The sequence below is a fragment of the Haloarcula ordinaria genome, from assembly GCF_029338275.1.
Lineage (GTDB): Archaea > Halobacteriota > Halobacteria > Halobacteriales > Haloarculaceae > Haloarcula > Haloarcula ordinaria.
On sequence record NZ_CP119789.1, the window covers coordinates 2,975,656 to 2,997,041 of the forward strand.

Below are 21,386 nucleotides of genomic sequence, written 5' to 3' on the forward strand. Positions count from 1 at the left end.
CGCGCCGACGGAGCGGGTGGAGATTCCCAGTGAGACGGTCGTCGGACCCGCGACGGAGGCCGGCACGAGGCAAGAAGACCCGAGTGTGGCGGAGTGACCGCGGCGGGACGGACACCAACTGTTCGGTCCCAGGCCACCGCCGTCGGCAGGCAGCGCGCGGACACGCACCCAACGTCTCCCGGAGGTGAAAACCACACGGCGGACCGTATCGAACTACGGTCCCGGTTATCGGGTGGGAGTATCGGTGAGCGAGAGCCGTCAGCGGGAGACGGCGAACAGGGGTAACACGGGGGTTAACGTGGCGGCGGTCCGTAATGAACGCATAATGGTTACCGTTACGGGTCCGTGGACGTCCGAGGCGGTGACGGCGTTCCTCCAGGAGACCACCGTGCCGCTCCGGCTCGGCTGTCGGCGACCGACCGGAGACCTGTGGATGTTGTCGCTGTGGTACCGCTACACCGACGACGGCTTCGTGTGTGCGACGTCGGCAGACGCGGACGTCGTCCAGTACCTGGAGGCCGACACACGCGTCTCCTTCGAGGTGTCGACGAACGAGCCGCCGTACCGCGGTGTCAGGGGTAACGGGACCGCGAGTATCGCGGTGGACGGGGAGAAGACGGTACTGTGCGGGCTCATCGAACGCTACCTCGACGACACCGAGTCGCCGCTGGCCGAGCGACTGCTCGCGCCGGACCGTCGGGAGGTCGCCATCACGATTTCGCCGGACCGACTCCACTCGTGGGATTACACCGACCGGATGTAGCGCGAAGCGCGTAGTTTTGGTACCCCGGGCCCGTACTGGCAACCCATGACGGACCCCGCAGCGATTCGCGCGCTCGCGATTCACGCCGAGGACCTCGTCGCGGCGGTCGAGGCGAACGAGCGCGAGACGAAACGAGTCGTCCTCCGGGCGACGCCACCGTACAGCGGGCGGATGCGAGCACGCCTGCACGTGGTCGACGAGGGTGCCGACGACGACGGGACGCTCCACGTCCAGCCCGAGGCGCTGCTCCGCGAGTCGGCGCCGCCGTACCCGGACCCGGACGTGACCGAAGACGAACTGCGCCAGCACGCAGACGAGTCCTACAGCGTCGAGCGCCACCGCACCTACCACGAGAAACGTGTCGCCGAGTGGCGCGACGCCGTGTCCGAGCACGTGGTCGACAGCGTCGAGCTTCCGGCGGTCGGCCACGAGGTCGAGGTCGCGATACTCGGGCCCTGAACGGGGCAAGCGTGTGGACTGTGGGAGCGAGATTACCGCCTGAGACACCTTCGTAAAACGTCTCGACGTGCCTCTATCGGTGATGAAAGGTCGTGTTCCCCACTCCGCGAACGTGAAACGAGGCGAAACGTATCGAACTCTCACACCGTTATAAGATAATCCCACTGCAACACCTGAGTGAGCCCTCATGTCGAGTTCCTCAGCAAACGAGCTGTTCGCCCTGCTCGACCGGTCGGTCCCGGCCTCGAGCGAGTCCCTCCTGGTACCCATCCGTGGCATCGCCTTCTGGACAGCCATCGCCCTCCCTTTCCTCTACGTCCCGCTCCTCCTCTCGGGACTGGGGTCAGCGTCGACGCGGACGGCGTTCGTCGCCCTGGTCGCCTGTAATGCCGTCGCGCTGCTGGTCGGTCACGCCCACCGCGGGAACTGACCCCCGCTCGGGGAATATTTATAATGTCGGTGGAGTAAGTAGCCGTATGGCCGCATACGGCCGGCCGTCACTTCGAGACCTGTTCGACGAATCACCCACCCCTCACATTGCGCACCCGCCGCGCAGCCATCACCGAGACTTCTACATCGCGACCGACGGGTCGTTCAGACCGCACGGGAGCGTCTCGACAACAGGCACGGAGGACGTCTCCGGGGGCCTCGGTGTCGTCGTCGAAACGATAGACGGAGAGCGCGTCGTCCGGTTGTCGGTACCCGACACCGCCCCGGACAACAACGTCGCGGAGTACCGCGCGCTCCACCTCGGACTCGACGTCCTCGCGGCGCGTGCGCCGCCGGACGCTCGGGTCGGACTGCTCATCGACCACGACCAGCTCGCGGCGAACGTCAACGCCGAGGTCCTGGCGACACACGGGTCCGCGTACGACCCGCCGCACACGGTGTCGGTCCCGCGAGGGACCGGACTCCACTGGCGTGGCATCCAGGCGCGTATCAACGGGTTCCGGGAGATTCGGGCCGCACGCATCTCCGGCGACCGGAACCCGGCACACCCGCTCGCGAACGCCCCCGAACAGTACGCCCACGTCAACGGCGAGGCGGACCGCTGTGTCCGCCCTGGGCTGCGAGCCACCGACGAGCAGGTCCCGCCTCCGTCCAGGGCCGAACGCGGCGCCTCAGACTGACCGCCCGGTTGCCGGCCGTCGGCGACCCCCCGCTGGGGGACCCTCGCCACTGACGTTCGACGGGCACGCTGTTCTGCTATCGTCGATTCACGAGACGCGTACGTGGCACAGTACCAGTGAGGAGGATAGCCGCCCGTGAGCGATAATCCGGTCGATAAGTTATCGAAATAGTCTGAAACAACTCGATGGAGAGTCGTGGAAGGTTCCCTCGTGGTCACGAGAGAAAAATTTAGAACGAATCGACCCCTAGCAGAGTTCGGGAGGTGGACCGATGCGTACCGGTGACAGACGATACGACCGCGGAACCGAGTATCGCGGACAGCCGTCCCCGTTTGCGTCGGTGAGCAGATACGACCTCGTCCTCGCGCTCATCCCGGTCGCGTTCGTCCTGCCGGTGGCCGTGTCAGGACTGTTCGACGTCCCGCTACCGACGGCGCTGACCGGTGGCGCCATCGTCGGGGTACTCTGTGTCGTCGACGCGCTCTTCCTCAATCCGCCGACTGGCGGTCGGCGGTCTACGTAATCGGGGCGTCGGTGGTCCGAAGACCGGTTCCGAGGGCGGCCTTACTCCTGCTGTGCGTCCACGACAGCCACGCCGGCGAGGTTCACGATGTCCTTGACCTCGTCGCCGCGCTGGAGGACGTGGACCGGCTTGTCCATCCCGACGAGCATCGGACCCGTGGCCTCGGCGCCGCCGAGTCGCTGGAGCAGTTTGTAGCCGATGTTCCCCGCTTCGAGGTTCGGGAAGACGAGCACGTTCGCGGGGTCGTCGAGGTCCGAGAACTCGTAGGTGCCGGTGAGGATATCCTCGACGACGGCCGTGTCGGCCTGCATCTCGCCGTCGACGGGGAAGTCGACACGGGAGTCGTTTCGGAGTCGGTCGACGGCCCGCCGGGGTTTCCGGGTTCCGGGGTTGTCGACGCTGCCGAAGTTCGAGTACGAGAGCATTGCCGCTCGCGGCTCGACGTTGAACCGGCGAGCCAGGTCGGCGGTGTGGCGCGTCACTTCGGCCAGAATCTCCGCGCTCGGGTCCTGGTTCACCGTCGTGTCCGCACAGAAGATGACCCGGTTCTTGAACGTCAGCATGTAGACGCCGGCCGCGTAGTCAGCGTCCTCGGCCGTCCCGATGACCTGGAGGGGCGGCCGCAGGGCCGACGGGTAGTGGTGGGTGAGCCCGGTCAGCATCGCGTCGGCGTCGCCCATCTCGACCATCACGCTCCCCAGGTAGTTCCCGTTCCGGATCAGTTCGTCCGCCTCGCGGCGAGTGATGCCCTTCCGCTGTCGAAGTTCGTACAGTCGGTCCGCGTACGCCTCGACGTCCGCCGTCTCCGGGTCGACGACGGTGGGCTCGAACTCGAGGCCGAACCGACGCCGCGTGGCCTCAATTTGGTCGGCGTCGCCCAGCAGGACGGGGTCGGCGATACCCTGGTCGACGAGCTGGTAGGCGGCCCGAATCATCTTCTCGTCGTGGCCCTCCGCCAGGACCACCCGCTTGGGGTCGCTCTTGGCCTTGTTGAGGACGACCCGCATCATCTCGCGGGACTTCCCGAGGCGGGCCTCCAGTTGCTCGGCGTAGGACGCGAGGTCGATCTCTTTTCGCGCCGCACCGGAGTCGACGGCCGCCTGGGCGACGGCCGGCGTCACTTCGAAGAGGACGCGCTGGTCGAGCGGTTTCGGGATGATGTAGTCCGGCCCGTACTGCATCGGCGTGTCGCCGTAGGCCTTCACGACGGCGTCGGGGACGTCCTGCCGGGCGAGCGTCGCGAGCGCCTCCGCAGCGGCGACCTTCATGTCCTCGTTGATCTCGGTCGCGCGGACGTCGAGTGCGCCCCGGAAGAGGAAGGGGAACCCGAGGACGTTGTTGACCTGGTTCGGGTAGTCGGAGCGCCCCGTCGCCATGATGACCGAGTCGTCGCGGGCGGCCTTGGCGTCCTCGTAGCTGATCTCGGGGTCGGGGTTCGCCATCGCGAAGACGATGGGGTCGCTGGCCATCGACTGGACCATCTCCTGGGAGACGATGCCGCCGATGGAGAGGCCGACGAACACGTCGGCGCCCTCCAGTGCGTCCGCGAGGTCGCCCTCGGGGATGTCCCGGGCGAACTCCTCCTTGAACCGGTTCAGGTCCTCGGTGCGCTGCCGTTCCTCGGTGATGATGCCCGTGGAGTCACACATGATGATGTTCGACTTCTGGGCACCGAGCGAGACGTAGAAGCGGGCGGTCGCGATGGCCGACGCGCCGGCCCCGGAGAAGACGATCTTCAGGTCCTCCAGGTCCTTCCCGGCGATGTCGGCGGCGTTTATGAGCGCCGCCCCGGAGATGATGGCCGTCCCGTGCTGGTCGTCGTGGAAGACGGGGATATCGAGTTCGTCGCTGAGCCGCTGTTCGACCTCGAAGCAGTCGGGGGCGGCGATGTCCTCCAGGTTGATGCCGCCGAAGGTCGGTTCGATCGCCTTCACCGCATCGACCATCCCGTCGGCGTCGTCGGCGTCGAGTTCGATGTCGAAGACGTCGATGTCCGCGAACCGCTTGAACAGGACGCCCTTGCCCTCCATCACCGGCTTGGACGCCTCGGGGCCGATGTCGCCGAGGCCGAGGACCGCGCTGCCGTTCGAGACGACGGCCACGAGGTTCCCCTTCGCGGTGTAGGTGTAGGCGTCTTCGGTGTTCTTCGCGATCTCCGAACAGGGAGCGGCGACGCCCGGCGAGTACGCCAGGGAGAGGTCGCGCTGTGTGTTGGTCGGTTTCGTCGTCGCAATCTCAATCTTGCCGGGTGGGTCCTGGCTGTGATAGTCGAGAGCGTCTTCGTCTAGTCCCATAGCAGGAGGTGACACCCACCGAATAAAAATGCCCTCCTTGCGTCAAACGACGGTCGATAGTTCGACAGACGACGTACCGTCGTGTGATTCGCGTCGCTTCGCGGTTCTCGGTCGGGACGTGCCGCCTGACATTCATGTAGCCCCGGTTTGAAGAAGCGCCATGCAGATTCCGGACCCGTTCTCGGGTGACCTCGCCTCGACCTACGGGCAACTCGCCGAAGACGGCGCGGAGTTCCTCATCGCCGCGGCCCTCATCTACGCCGTCGGCCGGCTCGTCGTCGTCCCGACCGTCCGCTGGACGCTGGGGCGGTCGAACATCGACCGGACGCTCGAGAGTGCCCTCGTGAGTTCCTCACATCTCCTGGTCGTCGTCCTCACCGTCGTGGTCGCGGCCAGTCTCGCGGGGTTCCAGGGGACGCTCGCGGGATCGACGCTCGTGGCCGCCGGCGTGACCATCGCCGTCGGTCTCGCCGCACAGGACGTGTTGGGCAACTTCGTCTCCGGAGCCTTCATCGTCACCGACCCGGACGTCAACGTCGGCGACACCATCCAGTGGAACGGCAATCGGGGCGTCGTCGTCGACATCGACCTCCGGGTCACGCGGGTACGGACGCCAGACAACGAGCGCATCATCGTCCCGAACACCGACCTGGCGACCAGCGCGGTCATCAACGAGACCTCGACCGGCCCCATCGGCGTCTCCTACGAGTTCGGCGTCGGCTACGACACCGACCTGGACGACCTGGAGGCCATCGTCAGAAACGTCGCCCGCGACCTGGACCACGTCACCGAGGACCCCAAGCCGATGGTGGCGGTAGAGGACCTCGCGGCCACCGCGGTCGTCGTCATCGGCCGGGTCTGGGTGCCGAACAACCGGCGCAACCGGGTCCCGGCCGTCCGGTCGGCGTTCATCCGCGGGGTCCACGAAGCCTGTCGAAAGGAGGGTATCGACCTGAGTGAGACGAGCCAGCACGCGCTCTCGGGCGACCTGGCCGTCCACGACCCGGTGGCTGACGTGCCCGAGTGACTCACCTGCCGCCAGTCAGCCCCTCGAGGAGGTGTATCGCGCCATACTTGTCCAGCGGGTCGTTCGCGTTCCCGCAGTGGGGCGACTGCACGCAGGCCGGACAGCCGTCGGCGCAGTCACACGAGCGGAGCATCGACAGGGTCGTGTCCATCAACCCGGCCACCTCGTGGTACGCGGCCCGTGTCAGCCCGATGCCGCCGGGGTAGCCGTCATAGATGAAGATGGTCGGTTCGCCGGTGTGGGGATGCAGCGGCGTCGAGAGGCCCCCGATGTCGCTCCGGTCACAGAGGTACTCGAAGGGGAACATCGATATCATCGCGTGTTCGGCGGCGTGAATCGACCCGGGGAAGTCCCCCGCGAGGCCGCCGTCGGTGGCAGTCTCAGCCGGACCGGCCCGCTCGTACTCACCCCGCCGAATCGGGCCTTCGAGGTCTTCAGGTACAGTGTAGTACAGCGCCTTCGTCTCCAGGGTCGTCTCGGGGAGGTCGAGCGTCCGCTGGCCCAGCACCTCGCCCGAGGAGCCGTCACGGCGCTCGTAGCCCGTAATCTGCTTGCGCATCGTCACCGACGCGAAGCGCACCGGGACCTCCTCGCGGGCCGGGAGCGGTCGCTCGTCGAGATCAGTCTCGACGGTGATGGTCTTGTCGTGGAGCACGCGCGTGTAGTAGTCCGCCCAGGTCCGAGACAGGTCGGCGACGCCAGCCGATAGGTCCAGGTCGGTCACCTCGTAACGCCGGCCCTGGTGGTGGTAGACTGCGCCAGGGTGGGCGTCGCGCAGGGCGTCCTCGAAGGGCAGGCGCGCGATGACGTCGCCCTTCGCGACCAGTTTCACCTCGCGGTCGTCGACCGTCCGGAGGCTCATGTCGTGGTGGGGCCGGCCGTTCGAGAGCCAGCGGATGCCCTGGTCGGTCGTCCGCCGGTCGAGTTTGCCGGCCGATTCGAGGTCCGCGACCACGTCGGGGAACGTCTCGCCGAAGTGGCGGTCGTCGTCGGGCGAGAGCCAGTTCTCGCTGGCCGCCGCCAGCACGTGGTCGGGGAGCAGCTGGTCGTTCTCGGGGTTCGTGACGGCCCGCTCGGCGCCCGTCTCGAACAGCGCGTCGGGGTTGCGAAGGACGTACTGGTCGAGCTGGTCCTCGCCGCCGACGAGTACGACGAGAGCGGGATCGGTGCCACGGCCCGCTCGGCCGGCCTGCTGGAAGGCGCGCATCCGCGTGCCGGGATAGCCATCGATGAGCACGGCGTCGAGACCGCCGACGTCGACGCCCAGTTCCAGCGCGCTGGTCGACCACACGCCACGGAGGTCGCCCGACTGGAGGCGCGATTCGAGGTCGCGGCGGCGCTCGTCGGTGAGCGCAGCCTGATAGGCGCCGACGCCGTCCGCGAGGTCGTGGCGGCCCCGGCTGCGCAGTTCGTCGGCGCTGTCGCCCGCGTAGCGCTCGGCGGTCTGGCGCGACCCGGCGAAGACGACGGTCTGGAGACCCCGTTCGACGAGGTCCACGAACAGCTGCTTCGTCTCGACGTGGCTGGACTTCCGGCGGCCGCTGCCCCAGCCGTCTCCCCCTTCGTATTCAGGTGGGTTCCACAGCAGCCAGTGGCGCGGCCCGCTGGCGCTCGTGTCCTCGTCGACGAGCGCGAACGACGCCTCCCGCTGACCGGTGACGCCGGCGGCGTGCTCGACGGGGTTGCCGATGGTCGCCGAGCAACAGACCCACTCGGGGTCGGCGTCGAACCGCTCGGCGATGCGCTGGAGTCGGCGCATCACGAGCGCGACGTGGCTGCCGAAGATACCCCGGTAGCCGTGGACCTCGTCGACGACGACGGTCTCTAAGCGCTGGAAGAACCAGTCCCACAGCCGGTGGGCGTGGGGCAGGATGCCGTAGTGGAGCATGTCCGGCGTCGTCAGCAGGACGGTGGGCTGGCGCTCGCGGATGGCCTCCTTCTCCGATTTGGACTGGCGGCCGGTGTACTGGGCGACCGAGACGCCCGAGGCGAACCCGAGTCCCTGTGCGAGTTCGGAGAGCGTCTCCGTCTGGTCGTTGATGAGCGCGACCTGCGGCGCGACGTAGAGCGCTGTCGCCCGGCGGTCGAGCGCCCGCTCGAAGGCTGGAATCGTGTAGGCCAGACTCTTGCCACTGGCCGTCTCCGTCGCGAGGACGACGTTCTCTCCCCGTCGGACGGCTTCGACGGCGGCCGTCTGGTGGGCGTAACAGTCGGTGATGCCTTCCGCGTCGAGGACGCTGGCGAGTCGCGAGTCGACGTCGAGGTCGGCGAACTCGGCGGCACGACCGGGGACCGTCCGGCGGTCGACAATCTGCCCCTCGTAGTAGGGCCGCTCCCGGAGCCAGGCGATGGTGTCGTCCACGGGCGTGCTATGGCGGGGACGGGTATCGCTTTTCCCCTCCGACCGGCTCTTGTGCCACTGTCACGAGGGGGCGCGGCGCACGGTCTATCGCAGAAAGGACTGCCCCACAGGACACGACCGGAATCAGTCCGCAGCCTGACCTGTCGTCGCGGGCGTCGAGTCGGTCGCCGCCATCTCGTCACGGGCGTCGCGCAGCGCCGTCTCGCTCTCGTTGAACGTCGCGACGCTGTCTTCGAGCCGGGTCACGTTGTCGGACAGCTCCGTCATGAGTCCGGCGGTCCGGTCTATGGACTCGACGAGCTGCTTCGTGTTCTCGCGGTACTGGTCGAGGTCGAGCGGTTCGGGGATGGTGTCGTTGGACATATTCACACCGTGGTTCGCAACGGAACTACAGGGACTACCTTACTAGATTGGTAACTACGTGGGACGCGGGTGGGTAGCACGGCGCGTCGCCGAGCTATCGTTCGCGCTGGATACGGGGGACGAGACGACCCCCGGACCGGCCGACCACGTCGGTGACGACGGTCGGCAGGGCCTCGACGGCGGCGACGGTCGTCCGCGCCGACTCGACGGACGGGACGCCGTCTCCCTCGACGGCGACGAGCCGCGGGGCGGCCTCGACGACGGACTGGTTGGCGTCGCCGACGTCGCCGGCGATGACCCCTGCGTCTGCGGTCCTCGACAGCTCCGTCGCCCGGTCGCGTGCTCCAGCATCGACACCGGCGAACGGCGGGACCGTCACGACGTCGCAGTCGAGTTCACGGGCGCGTTCGGCCGCTGCGTCGCCGGCCGGGACGACGCCGACAGTCACCGAGAAGCCCGCTGCGACCAGTTTGGCGACGGTCGCGGCCGCCTGTCGTCCGGTCCCGACGACGTGGACCCGGACGTCCGTCGGGTCGCGCTCGGCGAGCGGCGTGACCAGCGGCGCGTCGGTGCCTGGTTGCGTCGTCACGAGCGTCTCCGCGTCGAAGGCGTCACCGAGCGTCTCGGTCGTGAGGACCGAAGCGGGGTCGCCGGCGGCCCTGACACCCCCGTCGGCGAGCAAGAGCAGTTCGTCGCAGTACCGGGCGGCGAGGTTGAGGTCGTGGATGACCGCGACGACCGTCTTGCCGTCTGCCACGAGGTCCCGGACGAGCTCGAGCGTCCGGACGGCGTGGTTGATGTCGAGACTCGCCGTCGGTTCGTCGAGCAGGAGGACAGGCGTCTCCTGGGCCAGCGCGCGAGCCAGCAGAACCCGCTGGCGCTCACCGCCGGAGAGCGAAGTGAACTGCCGCTCGGCGAACTGGGTCACGTCGGTCCGCGCCATCGCCGCCTCGACGGCGTCGCGGTCCGCCTGGCCCGGGCGTTCGAACCGGCTCAGGTGGGGCGTCCGCCCCATCTCGACGACCTTCTCGACGGTGAAGTCGAAGGAGAGCGTCGTCGCCTGGGGCGTGCTCGCGACGAGGCGACTCACCGCCTTCGCCGAGCGGTCGGACAGCGGGTTCCCCGCGACGCGGACCCGTCCGTCCTCGGGGGGCAGCGTCGCCCGAAGCGTCCGCAGCGTCGTCGTCTTGCCGGCCCCGTTCGGCCCGACGAGGCCGACGAGCGTCCCGCGCTCGACGCTGAAGTCGACGTCCGAGAGGACCTGCACGTCGCCGAAGGACACCGACAGGTTCCGCACGTCGAGCATCGGGGACTCGCCGGTCACAGCTCGTGCACCTCCCGCTGGCGCAGCAAGTAGAGGAAGAAGGGGGCACCGAGTGCGGCCGTGACGATACCGACCGGCACCTCCGCGGTGCCGGAGCGTGCGAGCGTGTCCGTGGCGACGAGGAACGACGCCCCGGCGAGGGCAGCGGTCGGCAGGAGAATCCGATGGTCGGGGCCGACGAGCAGCCGCATCACGTGTGGGACGATGAGGCCGACGAACCCGATGATGCCGGCGACGGCGACGCCGGCGGCCGTGATGACCGCCGAGACGGCCAGCAGGACGCGTTTCGTCCGCTCGACTTCGATGCCCAGGCCCTGTGCGTCCTCCTCGCCGAGCAGCATCACGTTGAGGTCCCGCGTGTAGACCAGCAAGACGACGAACGGAACGGCGACGAGCAGGAGGCTCGTCGAGACGTCGAACCACGTCGCGCTCTTGAGGTGGCCCATCAGCCAGAACAGGGCCCGGCGGATGCTCTCGCCGGCCTGGAGCAGGAGGAAGGAGACGACGGCCCCGAGGAACGTCTGGACGGCCACGCCGGCCAGCAGCAGCGTCGCGACCGGCGTCTCGCCGTTCTGGGTCGCGATGAGGTAGACGGCGAAGGCGGCGACGATGGCGCCGACGAACGCCGCGCCGCGAAGTCCGAGGCCGAACGGGACGGCGAAGGGCGCGACGATGAACCCGACGGCCCCGACCGCCGCCCCGGAGGAGACGCCGATGATGGAGGGGTCGGCCATCGGGTTCCGGAAGATGCCCTGCATGATGGTGCCCGCCGCCGCCAGCGAGAAGCCGACGACGGCGCCGAGCAGGATGCGCGGTAACCGGACCTGCATGACAATCTGGCGCTGGACGTCTTCGACGGGGTACGAGAACAGCGACTCCGTGACCAGCTGTGGGGTGCCACCGGTGAGGCCGACGCCCGTCGGGACGACGAGCGCGTTCAGGAGCACCTTCCCGACGGTAGCCGGCGGAATCCACACCGGCCCGATGCCCGCGCTCACCGTGACGACGGCACTCAACAGGGTGAAGAGGCCGGCCGACCAGGTGAGCAGGCGTCCGCTGGGTCGCATTATTGAAACGCCACTTGGAGTAGATAAATATTTATTGTTCCTGGGCTGCGGTGTAGGTGATGAGACGGTCCGCGACGCTACTGGTCGGATTGCTTCTCGTGACGTCGCTGGTCGGTGTCGCGCCCGCTGCAGGCGCGTCGACGGCCGCGACGAGCGAGCACTGCTCGTTCCCGGTGACGATGACCGACGCGACGGGGACCGAGGTCACTATCCAGGAACGGCCCGAGCGTATCGTCACCACGAACCCCTCGGCCGCCCAGACGATGTGGGAGATCGGTGGCCGCGACCAGGTCGTCGGGCTCACCCAGTACGCTTCGTATCTGGCGGGCGCAGACAGCCGGACCAACGTCTCTGCAGGGTTCGGCGTGAGCGTCGAGACGGTCGTCGGGGCGAACCCGGACCTCGTCGTCGCACCCAACGCGAGCGCGGGCGACGTCGAGGCGCTCCGTGAGGTCGGGCTGACGGTGTATCACCTGCGGTCCTCGGCGACTGTCGCCGACGTCCGCTCGAAGACCGATACCATCGGTCGCATCACCGGCAACTGCGACGGCGCCACGGAGGCCAACGCGTGGATGGACGCGAACGTCGAGGCGGTCCGCGGACAGACCGCCGACATCGAAGACCGGAAGCGAGTCCTCTACCCGCTCGGCAGCGGCTACGTCGTCGGGGGCGCGACGTTCATCAACGACCTGTTCGACCTCGCGGGCGCGGACAACGTCGCCGCGCGCAACCTCACGGGCTATCCGCAACTGAGCGACGAGGTCCTCCTCCAGCTCGACCCCGAGGTGCTCGTCCTGGCGGCCGGCGACGAAGGGTTCGTGACCCAGGAGCCATACGCGAGCACGACGGCCGGCGAGACGAACAGTACGGTCGTCGTCGAACGCCGGTGGCTCAACCAGCCGGCCCCCCGGAGCGTGGTGTTCGCCACGCACAACCTGACGCGTCAGCTCTACCCCGAGCAGTACGACCCGGACAGATACGTCTCGCGGTCGGACGTGGCGGTCGCCACCGAGACGCAGACGGCGACACGGACGGAAGAAGTGACGCCGGCGCCCCCCGAACCGACGACGGAGCCGACGACCACGGCCGGGCAGAGCGGGCCCGGCTTCACGTCGCTGGCTGCGCTCGTCGCGGCGCTCGCGGCCTCGGTGCTGGCACTGCGCCGGCCCTGAGCGCGTGCTCGTCACGCCGGCACCATCCCGCTGAAGAGGCTCCGGACCGAACAGCCCGGTATCGATGGACAAGCAGGCGATTCGCGAACGGGTGTGGGACGCGCTGGAGGCGTCTGGCGAGGCCCGGTTCCCGTTCCCGCCCCACGGCCGCATCCCGAACTTCGCCGGGGCCGACGACGCGGGGGCCCGACTCGCCGACACCGACGCCTGGCGGGCAGCCGAGACGGTGAAGGCCAACCCGGACGCGCCGCAGCTTCCGGTCCGTCGTGCGGCGCTCCGGGCCGACAAGACCCTCTACATGGCCGTCCCCAGGCTCCGTGACGCGGAGTGCTTCTACGAACTCGACCCCGAGCGACTGACCGACCTCGATGCCGCGCCGACCGTCTCGCACGTCGCCGACCACGCCAGGCAGGTCGGGCCGGCGGCGGTCGACACGGTCGACCTCGTCGTCTCGGGATCGGTCGCGGTCACAGAGGCCGGCGCACGCGTCGGCAAAGGCGAAGGGTACAGCGACCTCGAGTTCGCCGTGCTCCGGGAACTGGACCTCGTCGACGAGCAGACGACCGTCGCGACGACAGTCCACGAGCGCCAGGTCGTCGGCGGGCCCGAAGGTGCGGTCACGACAGACGACGTGCCGGTGGACGCCCACGACGTCCCGATGGACCTGATAGTGACGCCCGACCGCCGCATCGAGACGGCGACGCCGTACGACCGTCCCACGGGCGTCGACTGGACCGCGCTCTCCGACGAGCGCATCGAGGCCATGCCGGTGTTGGCCGAGCGGGCCCCACGCTGAGCCCCTCACGCGTCAGCTCTTTATATGCTAACTTGTTATTACAGTCAATGGATGACGCCGTCGACGAGCGCGTCGCACAGGAGACCGAGGCCGAACTGGACGGCTTCCGAGTCCTGGTCGTCGATGCCGACGCGGACGTCCGGTCCCGCATCCGGACGGTGTTCCTGGAGTCGAATGCGGACGTGACCGTCGTCGAGGGCTCGTCAGCCACGGCGGCGCTCGAAACGCTCGAATCGACGGCAGTAGACTGTATCGTCAGCGAAGACACGCTCCCCGACCGCTCCGGTGTCGACCTCCTGCGGACGGTCAGGGGTCGGTGGCTTGACCTCCCGTTCGTGCTGTTCACCGACGGAGGGAGCGAAGCACTCGCCAGCGAAGCACTCGGGGCAGGCGCGACCGACTACCTCCCGAAAGCACCACTCCCGGAGCAGACGGCCGAACTCGTCACACGCGTCGTCGACGCCGTCTCGACACGGACAGAGCGCCGGGGGGTTCTCGACCGGATGACCGACGCGTTCTTCGCGCTCGACGAGGACTGGCGGTTCACCTACCTCAACGAGCGCGGCCGCGATGTTATCAACCGCGCAGCGGACGGGGACCGGTCTGTGGACGAACTGCTGGGGGCGAACATCTGGACGGTCGTCCCCGACGCCGTCGGGACACAGTTCGAAGCGGAGTACAGGCAGGCGATGGCCGACCAGACACCGCGGTCGTTCGAAGCCCACTACGAACCGATGGCGACGTGGTTCGAGGTCCGGGCCTATCCGTCGCCCTCCGGCCTCTCGGTGTACCTCCACGACGTCACCGGCCGCCACGAACGGGAGGCAGCGATGGCCGAGCGCGAGCGCGTGCTCGAGGAGATGTACCGGGTCGTCTCGGAGAAGGAGACGTCGTTCGAACAGAAGGTCGAACACATGCTCCAGGTCGGGCGGGACGTCCTCGGGACGGACTGTGCGGCGCTCTCGTCTGTCGAGGGGGACGACTACATCTTCGACGTCGTCTACGACCCGGATGGCGACACGGAACCGGGGGACGTCGTCCCACTGGAGTCGACCAACTGCGAGCGAGCTATCGTCACCGAGGAGACGCTCGTCCTGGCAGACATCGCCACGGAGGCCCCCGACCTCACCGAGCGAGGCGGGTTCACCGAGCAGGGCATCGCCTGCTATCTCGGGACGCCCGTCTACGTCGACGGGTCGGTGACCGGGACGTTCTGCTTCTACGACCGCGACGCTCGCACGGAGCCGTTCTCTGACTGGGACGTGACGCTGGTCGAACTCATGGGCAACTGGGTCAGCTACGAGCGCGAGCGCCAGCGGCGCGAGGCGGAGTTGACCCGCGAGCGAAACCGACTGGACGACTTCGCGAGCCTCGTCTCCCACGACCTGCGCAACCCGCTGAACCTCGCGGTCGGCCGCCTCGAGCTGGCCAGCGAGGAGTACGACGGCGACTCGGTGCACCTCGAAGCCATCGAGGGAGCGCTCGAACGGATGGAGACGCTCATCGACGACCTCCTCGTGCTGGCTCGCTCCGGCGACCACGTCGTCGATGCGACCCGCGTCGACGTCGGGACGGTCGTGACGGCCGCCTGGGAGATGGCCGGGAGCGACGCGGGAAGGGTGTCCGTCGACGACGATATCGCCACCATCGAGGGCGACAGCGACCGACTGCAACAGCTGTTCGAGAACTGCTTCCGGAACAGCGTCGAGCACGGGCGACCCGACGTGCGGGTCCGAGTCGGCCCGCTCGCGGAGCACGACGGGTTCTACGTCGCCGACGACGGCCCCGGCATCCCGGCCGACGAGCGCGAGCAGGTCGTAGAGAGCGGCTACACGACCAGCGAGACGGGTACCGGGTTCGGCCTCAGCATCATCGACGAGATCGTCGATGCCCACGGCGGTGAATTCAGAATCACGGAGAGCGCGTCCGGCGGGGTACGGCTGGAAGTGAGTGGGGTCGCGGTCCGCTGACTAGGGTTCGAACTGCGCGACGCAGTCCCGCACCAGCCCGTCGAAGTTCTCCGGCAGCGTCGGGTGGTACGCCCGGTCGGGGATGTCCCGGACGTCCATCCCGTTCTCGACGACTATCTGGAGCATCTTCGCGAACGAGTCGGCGTGGTAGTGCAGGCCCTGCCAGCCGAGCACGGTCCCGTCGGCGGCGTCGACGACGAGCTTCGAGAGGCCTTCTGGGACGTCCTTCGACTTGAACACGCCGTCGTCGCTGGCCTGGCGGGTCGCCGCGACCACGTCGTAGCCCGCCGCGTCGGCCGACGCCTCCGTGTGGCCGACGCGAGCGAAGGGGTAGACGCCCAGTCCGGAGAAGATGACGTGGTGGTGGACGTTCTCGTAGGGCTGAGGGTCGCCGCCCGCTTCCTGTCGGACGATGTTCTCGGCAGCGGTGAAGCCCTGTTCCTTCGCGACGTGGAGGATGGGCTCCTTGCCGTTGACGTCGCCGACGGCGTAGACGTGGTCAGCGTCCTCCGTCTGCATGGTGTCTCGCACCCAGTCACCCTCGACCGATATCGAGGTGTTCTCCAGGCCGAGGCCCTCGACCGTGGGCCGGCGGCCGGTGAAACAGAACAGCTGGTCGGCCTCGTAGGTCGTCTCGCTCCCGTCCTCGAACTCGACGTGCAGGCGCACGCTGCCGTCGTCGGTCTCCTCCAGCCCGCACTCGTAGCAGTTGGTCGGAATCTCGATGTCCCAGTTGTCCTCGTAGATTCGCCGCGCCTCGTCGCCGAACGCGGGGTCGGCCTCGTCGATGGGGCGCTCGTCGTGTTCGATGACAGTCAGTTCCATCCCGCCGGCCTCGGCGAGGTACGGGGCCATCTCCATCCCGATGTAGCCAAAGCCCATCACGATGCCCGAGTCGGGGAGCTCGGTCGCGTCGAGCATGTCCGCGCTGGTCATGAAGCCGACATCCTCGATGCCCGGGATGTCCGGGACGTCGACCGACGACCCGGTGGCGATAACGACGTAGTCGGCGTCGTACTCCTCGCCGCCGGCCCGGACGGTGTGGTCGTCGACGAACGTCGCGGTGTCGTGGACGAACTCGACGTCCTCGCGCTCGGCCATCGAGTGGATGGAGTCCCTGCGGTGGCCGGCCCACCCGAGCGTGTGGTCGTCCTTCTGCTCGACGACGGCCTCCAGGTCGACGTCGGGCGGGTCGCCCGTCAGGCGGTGGTCGTGACGCGCCTGGAAGCGGTGGGCTGCCGCGGAGAGAACTTCCTTCGAGGGCATACACCCTTCGAGGATGCAGAGGCCACCGCCCGGGTCGCCGTTGTCGATGAGCGTGAGTTCGATACCGTCCTCGTCGACGAGGTCACCGGCGACTGCGGCACCGGCACTCCCGTAGGCACCGATGATAACGACGTGAGTCATGTCCGGGGCAAAGTGGTGCGCCGGGATAAAGGCTTCAGTGCGTGCGTATCCCCGAATCGCGAGTCGCCGCGGACCGCCTCAGTCGTCGTTGCTCTCGACGGGCCGCGGTCCCTGTGGGCGATCGGCGTCGAGCAGCGACCCGACCAGCCCGCGGCGTTTGAGGATGCGGTCGCGGACCACAAGCACGGAGGGGAGCACCAGCAGCGACGTGAGGAACGCGTAGGCGACGGAGGTCGCGGTGAGGATGCCGAACTGGCCGATGGCCGGGAACACCGCCAACGCGAGCACGCCGATGCCGAAGACGGTGGTGAGCATGCTGCCCAGCAACGCGCCCCCGGTCCCCCGGACGGTGCGGTCGAGCGCCGTCACCAGGTCCTTGTCGTGTCGCTCGTCGGCAAAGCGGTGGGTGACGTGGACGGAGTAGTCGACGCCCAGTCCGATGGTGATGGCGAGCATCGTCGCCGTCAGCGCGTTGAACGGAATCTCGAGCAGTCGCATCGTCCCCGCGAGCAGCGCGACGGTGACGATGACGGGCACGATGTTGGCGATGCCCAGCGAGGGCTGGCCCTCGAGCACCCAGTAGATGAACACGAGGAACACCGACGCGCCGGCCAGGGCGATTGCCAGCGACTGGATGGCCGACTCGAAGATGACGTCGGAGACGGCCTGGAACACGACGATAGAGCCGGTAGCGGTCGCCTCGTAGCGGAAGTCCTCGGCCACCTCACGGGCATCGGCGGCCACCTCCGCGTCGGTCGCGTCGGACTCGACGGTGTAGACGACGCGGGCGCTCCGGAAGTCGTCGTTGAGGTAGTTGAGCGTCTGGCCCCGGGCCGGCGAGTCCAGCAGATAGGCGTATATCTCGCCGAGGTTGTCGTCGGGGACGCCGTTGTCGTTCCGGTCGTTGGCCTCGACGAGCGCGCGGAACTCAGGGTCACGCGCCGCCTGGTCCTGGATGACGGTGACGATGGACGTCGCCGAGGCGCGCCCGTCCTCGCGGACGAAGGAGTCGGGCGGGTCGTCGCCCGCGCGATACAGCTGTTCGAGGGCGTAGTCCTTCTTCATCGGCCCCTGGACGTAGACAGTCGCCTGGCTGTCCTGTGTCGTCGCGAACTTGTCCTCGAGGAAGTTCAGGTTCCCCGTGACGGTGTAGTCGTTGGGTCGGAACGGCTCCGGTAGCGAGTCGATGAACTCGGGGTTCTCCTCGGGCGGCAGGAAGTCCTCCTGGCTGAACGACGTCGAGACGCCGGTCGCGTAGGCGCCTGCCCCGGCCGAGACGACGACGATGCCGAGCAGGAACAGCACCGGTGCCCGGTCGGCGATGACGACCCCGCCACGGAGGACTCCGCCGAGCGCCGACGACTCGTTGGAACCGAGCGCCGACTGGCTGAAGGTCGGTATCGGGTACCGTTCGCGCAGCCGGTCGAGCTCGACCTTCGCGGCGGGCAGGAACACCCCGAAGATGAAGAAGGTGAACATGATGCCGATGGCGGCCACGTAGCCGAAGTCCTGGATCGGCGGGAGGTCGCTTGTGACGTTCGCGAGGAAGCCGATGACCGTCGTTCCGGTGACGATGAAGAAGGCGACCAGCAGCTGGTCGGTCGTGATGCGCATCGACTGAGCGATGTCGGCCCCCTCCTCCCGTTCTTCGCGGTACCGGTTGACCGCGTGGATGCCGAAGTCGATACCCACCGCAAGCAACAGCGGCGGGACGGCGATGAGCATCTGCGAGAAGGCGATGCCGGCCAGCCCCATGAACCCGAACGTCCAGACGATGGTCATGAACAGCGACAGCAGGCCCAGCGCCATGTCGGCCAGGTCGCGGTAGGCGAGCGAGAGGAAGATGAGGATGAACAGGACGGCGGCCGGCACCGTGAGGATGAGCGAGTCGCCGACGACGTTCGAGAACTCCTCGGCGATGATGCCCGACCCGAAGACCCTGACGGTCCCCTGGTCGACCGACGACACCGTGAACTCGGCCTGGCGCTGGATGCTCGTCAGCGGGCTCGATCCGCCCTGGCCGGACCCGCTTGAGATGCCGGCTGGTATCTCGTGGGTCACCAGCCCGATGGTCGCCGAGGCGGACGCCGACCCGCGGTTGAAGTCGTTGCTCACGAGCGAGGTGAACTGCGGGTTGGTGTCGGCGGCCTCGCGGACGGCGGCGTCTATCTCGCGCTCGGTCGCCGACTCGACGGCTCGAATCTGGGCTTCGGTCGTCGTCGCCGACGGGTCGAGCTGCCGGGCGACGATGCCCGCGGCGCTCGACGTCGACGTCACCCGGAGGTCCTGGTGCTGTTCGAGGCGGTGCTGGGCTTCCAGCATCCGCAGTACGTGGTCCTTCGCGAGGACGTTGTTCCCCTCCTGGATGAGCTGGGTGGCACCGGTGTCGGGTGAGAACGCGGGCGAGAACTCCGTGTTGACGCGTTCGAACGCCTCCTCGGCCGGGAGACCGGTCGTGAACTGCGAGGTCCCGGCTTCCGTCGAGACGGCGCCGAGGCCCGCGCCGAACAGGACCGTCACGACGAGGAAGGTGAGGACGACCTTCCGCGAATCGTTGACGATTCGGTCGTCCGCCCAGTCGATGTACCGCTGGTAATCCATCTTATCTGAACCTGACGTACCCGCCGATGGCCACCACTGCGACCAGTCCGACAACCGCGATGGTCCCGAGCGGGAGCCCGCCGCCACCGTCGCGCTCGGTCACCTCGATGGGGACGCGGTAGGTGTCGGAGATGGGCGTATCACCGTCGGGTTCCTCGTACTGGAAGTCCAGCGAGACGGGGTAGGACTTGGCCATCGCCCCGCCGCTGGCGCTGATACCGAACCTGATGGTCGCGGACTGGCCGGGGTCGAGGCCTTGGACGAACGCCTCGTCGTCGGACACCGAGATTGGCGAGTCGGCGAACAGCTTCGCCGAGATGTCGGTCAGGCGCTCGTTGCGGGTGTTGGTGATGGTCAGTTCGATGGTGGTCGACTGACCGGCCCCGACTGTCGTGTTACCCACGTCGACGTCGAACTCGTCAGTGCTGGACTCGACGGCCGCGCGGAGCTCGATGGTGTCGCCCTGTTCACGCTCGCCGTCCGGCGCGCGGTAGGACGTGCTGAAGTCGAACTGCCGGGGACCGGCGTCGGCGTTATCCGAGACGTCCACGCCGAACTCGACGGTCGCGGACTCGCCGGGGTCGAGGTCACCCACGGCGTACTGGGTCTCCTGTGGGGAGAGGTTGCTGTGGTCGCTCTCCCAGTGCAACACGACGTTCTGGACGGGGCGGTCGCCGACGTTCGTCAGCGTGCCCCGGATGCGGCCGTCGGTACCGGCCTGGAGCGAGGCGTCGACGTCGCTGAGCTCGAAGGCCTGTTCGGGTGCCGGCTGCAGCCCGAGCGGAATCGGGTCGCTGGCGGCCGAGTCACCCTCGCTGTCCTGGTAGCCGATAGTCGCCGAGAGGGCGTAGACGGTCTCTCTGGCGTCGCTACTGACGTTGGCCTCGACGCTGACCGTTCGCTCTTCGCCGGGTTCCCAGGTCCCGATGAACTGGTTGGCCGAAGACGACCGGCCGAAGGAGACGTCGCTGCTCTCGGAGACGATGTTCACCGTGGCGAGGTTCGCCACGACCGGTCCCTCGTTACGGAACGTCACCTCGTAGGTGCCACTCGACCCGATGGGCGCGTCGCTCTGGATGTCCGTGACGGTGAACGCCTGGGCCCGGTCGACGGTGATGCCGACAGACGACTCGGGCGAGGTCTGTCGCACGCCCTCCTCGTCGTCGAACTCGACTGCCAGGCCGAACTCGTAGGCGTCGGGTTCGGCGTCATTGGCCGCGCCGACGCGGTAGCGGAACGTGCGCTGTTCGCCCGTGTCCCACGATTCGACGAACCGCGAGCCGGTCTCGGCGCCACCGACCGTGATATCCTGGCTCCGCGAGGTCAGCGTCACCGACGCGTCGGTGGCGGCCTCCTTCCCGGTGTTCTCGACGGTCACGGCGACCGCACCGGTCGAGTCGACGCGGGCGTTGGAGTCGACGCTGACGACGTCGAACGTCGCCTGCTCGGAAATCTTGAGCCTGACGTCGATGGTCTCCGTGGTGCTCTGTTCGTCACGGCCGCCGTCTTCCTCTGAGATGAAGTCCGTGTACTCGTACTCCAGACGGACCGGGATGGTGTAGGTGCCCGGCTTGGCATCGTCGTCGACCGAGATGTCGAACGGCACTTCGGTCGTCCCCTCGGGGAACGTGCCGATAGCCTGCTTGTTCGTCTGGACCGTGATGGGCGCACCCCCGGTGTTCATGTTGACCGTCAACCCACGGGCGGTCGTCACTTCGTTGTTCAGGTTGTCGTTGGTCGACCCGGAGTTGACAGTCCCGCTGTTGACCAGGACGACGTCGAGGGTCGTCTCCTCACCGGGTGCGACGGTGTTGTCGACCAGCGTCGCGTCGATGTCGGGGCTCCCTGTGACGGCAGCTAACGCCGTCCCGGAGAGGACGACCAGCGCTGCCACGGTCAGCGTCAGGGCGACCGTTCGTGTCCTCATACACACACTCCGTCAATCGGTACAGCTCTCGTCGATGCCTCAGTCCTCAGTAGGGGGGTCCAGGGCGACCACGCCGACACTCCTCGTCGGTTGCGAGGCGCGAACAACCGTTCAACCATTTCTATCGAACGAACGTTCGGTTCAAGTATCAACGTTGTGGTTCGACCCGCCGACGGTCAGGCAGCTTGGCTAGCCCACCGG

The 21,386-nt window shown here is 67.9% G+C and carries 17 protein-coding genes; 9 read left to right on the forward strand and 8 right to left on the reverse strand.

The genetic code is table 11. The features are described from left to right. The first annotated feature begins 325 nt into the window (after window positions 1-325). From P1L41_RS15645 to P1L41_RS15665, 5 genes are all read left to right on the forward strand, one after another. Window positions 326-763, forward strand: a complete 438-nt coding sequence (locus P1L41_RS15645; protein ID WP_276296647.1) for a pyridoxamine 5'-phosphate oxidase family protein — start codon at window positions 326-328, stop codon at window positions 761-763. A 45-nt stretch (window positions 764-808) separates the two neighbouring features. Then, the gene (locus P1L41_RS15650) at window positions 809-1,222 is read left to right on the forward strand and encodes a DUF8009 family protein (protein WP_276296648.1); all 414 of its coding nucleotides are present in this window, start codon (window positions 809-811) and stop codon (window positions 1,220-1,222) included. Window positions 1,223-1,409: 187 nt separating this feature from the next. Then, complete coding sequence (locus tag P1L41_RS15655) at window positions 1,410-1,652, forward strand: DUF8028 family protein (RefSeq protein ID WP_276296649.1); 243 nt, start codon at window positions 1,410-1,412, stop codon at window positions 1,650-1,652. A gap of 46 nt (window positions 1,653-1,698) precedes the next feature. Next, complete coding sequence (locus P1L41_RS15660) at window positions 1,699-2,352, forward strand: ribonuclease H family protein (protein ID WP_276296650.1); 654 nt, start codon at window positions 1,699-1,701, stop codon at window positions 2,350-2,352. Window positions 2,353-2,623: 271 nt separating this feature from the next. After that, the gene (locus P1L41_RS15665) at window positions 2,624-2,875 is read left to right on the forward strand and encodes a DUF8015 family protein (protein ID WP_276296651.1); all 252 of its coding nucleotides are present in this window, start codon (window positions 2,624-2,626) and stop codon (window positions 2,873-2,875) included. A gap of 41 nt (window positions 2,876-2,916) precedes the next feature. On the opposite strand, the gene P1L41_RS15670 is transcribed toward P1L41_RS15665, so the two are convergent. Then, on the reverse strand, window positions 2,917-5,169 hold the full coding sequence (locus tag P1L41_RS15670; protein ID WP_276296652.1) for an NADP-dependent malic enzyme: 2,253 nt from the start codon (window positions 5,167-5,169) through the stop codon (window positions 2,917-2,919). A gap of 160 nt (window positions 5,170-5,329) precedes the next feature. Here P1L41_RS15670 and P1L41_RS15675 point away from each other — a divergent pair, with 160 nt between their 5' ends. Next, window positions 5,330-6,196 (forward strand): mechanosensitive ion channel family protein, encoded by an 867-nt coding sequence (locus P1L41_RS15675; RefSeq protein WP_276296653.1) that lies wholly within the window; start codon window positions 5,330-5,332, stop codon window positions 6,194-6,196. Window position 6,197: 1 nt separating this feature from the next. Here P1L41_RS15675 and P1L41_RS15680 read toward each other — a convergent pair whose 3' ends face one another. The 4 genes from P1L41_RS15680 to btuC form a co-directional block, all read right to left on the reverse strand. Further along, the gene (locus tag P1L41_RS15680) at window positions 6,198-8,558 is read right to left on the reverse strand and encodes a DEAD/DEAH box helicase (RefSeq protein ID WP_276296654.1); all 2,361 of its coding nucleotides are present in this window, start codon (window positions 8,556-8,558) and stop codon (window positions 6,198-6,200) included. A gap of 123 nt (window positions 8,559-8,681) precedes the next feature. After that, entirely contained in the window at window positions 8,682-8,921 is a 240-nt protein-coding gene (locus P1L41_RS15685; RefSeq protein WP_276296655.1) for a hypothetical protein, read from the reverse strand. 94 nt (window positions 8,922-9,015) lie between these two features. Next, window positions 9,016-10,227 carry a heme ABC transporter ATP-binding protein gene (locus tag P1L41_RS15690; protein WP_379789171.1) on the reverse strand — a complete coding sequence of 404 codons (1,212 nt, stop codon included), beginning with the start codon at window positions 10,225-10,227 and terminating at the stop codon, window positions 9,016-9,018. A gap of 14 nt (window positions 10,228-10,241) precedes the next feature. Next, the gene (gene btuC, locus P1L41_RS15695; RefSeq protein WP_276296657.1) at window positions 10,242-11,312 is read right to left on the reverse strand and encodes a vitamin B12 ABC transporter permease BtuC; all 1,071 of its coding nucleotides are present in this window, start codon (window positions 11,310-11,312) and stop codon (window positions 10,242-10,244) included. A 59-nt stretch (window positions 11,313-11,371) separates the two neighbouring features. Here btuC and P1L41_RS15700 point away from each other — a divergent pair, with 59 nt between their 5' ends. From P1L41_RS15700 to P1L41_RS15710, 3 genes are all read left to right on the forward strand, one after another. Then, window positions 11,372-12,484 carry a PGF-CTERM-anchored ABC transporter substrate-binding protein gene (locus P1L41_RS15700; RefSeq protein WP_276296658.1) on the forward strand — a complete coding sequence of 371 codons (1,113 nt, stop codon included), beginning with the start codon at window positions 11,372-11,374 and terminating at the stop codon, window positions 12,482-12,484. A gap of 64 nt (window positions 12,485-12,548) precedes the next feature. Next, window positions 12,549-13,280: a 5-formyltetrahydrofolate cyclo-ligase gene (locus P1L41_RS15705; protein WP_276296659.1), complete on the forward strand. Its 732-nt coding sequence runs from the start codon at window positions 12,549-12,551 to the stop codon at window positions 13,278-13,280. A 47-nt stretch (window positions 13,281-13,327) separates the two neighbouring features. Then, the gene (locus tag P1L41_RS15710; RefSeq protein ID WP_276296660.1) at window positions 13,328-15,250 is read left to right on the forward strand and encodes a hybrid sensor histidine kinase/response regulator; all 1,923 of its coding nucleotides are present in this window, start codon (window positions 13,328-13,330) and stop codon (window positions 15,248-15,250) included. On the opposite strand, the gene P1L41_RS15715 is transcribed toward P1L41_RS15710, so the two are convergent. From P1L41_RS15715 to P1L41_RS15725, 3 genes are all read right to left on the reverse strand, one after another. Then, window positions 15,251-16,657 carry a dihydrolipoyl dehydrogenase family protein gene (locus P1L41_RS15715; protein ID WP_276296661.1) on the reverse strand — a complete coding sequence of 469 codons (1,407 nt, stop codon included), beginning with the start codon at window positions 16,655-16,657 and terminating at the stop codon, window positions 15,251-15,253. A 78-nt stretch (window positions 16,658-16,735) separates the two neighbouring features. Continuing rightward, the gene (locus tag P1L41_RS15720; protein ID WP_276296662.1) at window positions 16,736-19,258 is read right to left on the reverse strand and encodes an efflux RND transporter permease subunit; all 2,523 of its coding nucleotides are present in this window, start codon (window positions 19,256-19,258) and stop codon (window positions 16,736-16,738) included. Window position 19,259: 1 nt separating this feature from the next. Further along, window positions 19,260-21,185, reverse strand: coding sequence for a COG1361 S-layer family protein (locus P1L41_RS15725; protein ID WP_276296663.1), 1,926 nt, complete (start codon window positions 21,183-21,185; stop codon window positions 19,260-19,262). Between the last annotated feature and the right edge of the window lie 201 nt (window positions 21,186-21,386).

Bases quoted from the DNA above. Each gene is read 5' to 3' on its own strand.
- P1L41_RS15645 (WP_276296647.1), top strand. From the start codon at position 326: ATGGTTACCGTTACGGGTCCGTGGACGTCCGAGGCGGTGACGGCGTTC.
- P1L41_RS15650 (WP_276296648.1), top strand. From the start codon at position 809: ATGACGGACCCCGCAGCGATTCGCGCGCTCGCGATTCACGCCGAGGAC.
- P1L41_RS15655 (WP_276296649.1), top strand. From the start codon at position 1,410: ATGTCGAGTTCCTCAGCAAACGAGCTGTTCGCCCTGCTCGACCGGTCG.
- P1L41_RS15660 (WP_276296650.1), top strand. From the start codon at position 1,699: ATGGCCGCATACGGCCGGCCGTCACTTCGAGACCTGTTCGACGAATCA.
- P1L41_RS15665 (WP_276296651.1), top strand. From the start codon at position 2,624: ATGCGTACCGGTGACAGACGATACGACCGCGGAACCGAGTATCGCGGA.
- P1L41_RS15670 (WP_276296652.1), bottom strand. From the start codon at position 5,169: ATGGGACTAGACGAAGACGCTCTCGACTATCACAGCCAGGACCCACCC.
- P1L41_RS15675 (WP_276296653.1), top strand. From the start codon at position 5,330: ATGCAGATTCCGGACCCGTTCTCGGGTGACCTCGCCTCGACCTACGGG.
- P1L41_RS15685 (WP_276296655.1), bottom strand. From the start codon at position 8,921: ATGTCCAACGACACCATCCCCGAACCGCTCGACCTCGACCAGTACCGC.
- P1L41_RS15690 (WP_379789171.1), bottom strand. From the start codon at position 10,227: ATGCTCGACGTGCGGAACCTGTCGGTGTCCTTCGGCGACGTGCAGGTC.
- btuC (WP_276296657.1), bottom strand. From the start codon at position 11,312: ATGCGACCCAGCGGACGCCTGCTCACCTGGTCGGCCGGCCTCTTCACC.
- P1L41_RS15700 (WP_276296658.1), top strand. From the start codon at position 11,372: ATGAGACGGTCCGCGACGCTACTGGTCGGATTGCTTCTCGTGACGTCG.
- P1L41_RS15705 (WP_276296659.1), top strand. From the start codon at position 12,549: ATGGACAAGCAGGCGATTCGCGAACGGGTGTGGGACGCGCTGGAGGCG.
- P1L41_RS15710 (WP_276296660.1), top strand. From the start codon at position 13,328: ATGGATGACGCCGTCGACGAGCGCGTCGCACAGGAGACCGAGGCCGAA.
- P1L41_RS15715 (WP_276296661.1), bottom strand. From the start codon at position 16,657: ATGACTCACGTCGTTATCATCGGTGCCTACGGGAGTGCCGGTGCCGCA.
- P1L41_RS15720 (WP_276296662.1), bottom strand. From the start codon at position 19,258: ATGGATTACCAGCGGTACATCGACTGGGCGGACGACCGAATCGTCAAC.
- P1L41_RS15725 (WP_276296663.1), bottom strand. From the start codon at position 21,185: ATGAGGACACGAACGGTCGCCCTGACGCTGACCGTGGCAGCGCTGGTC.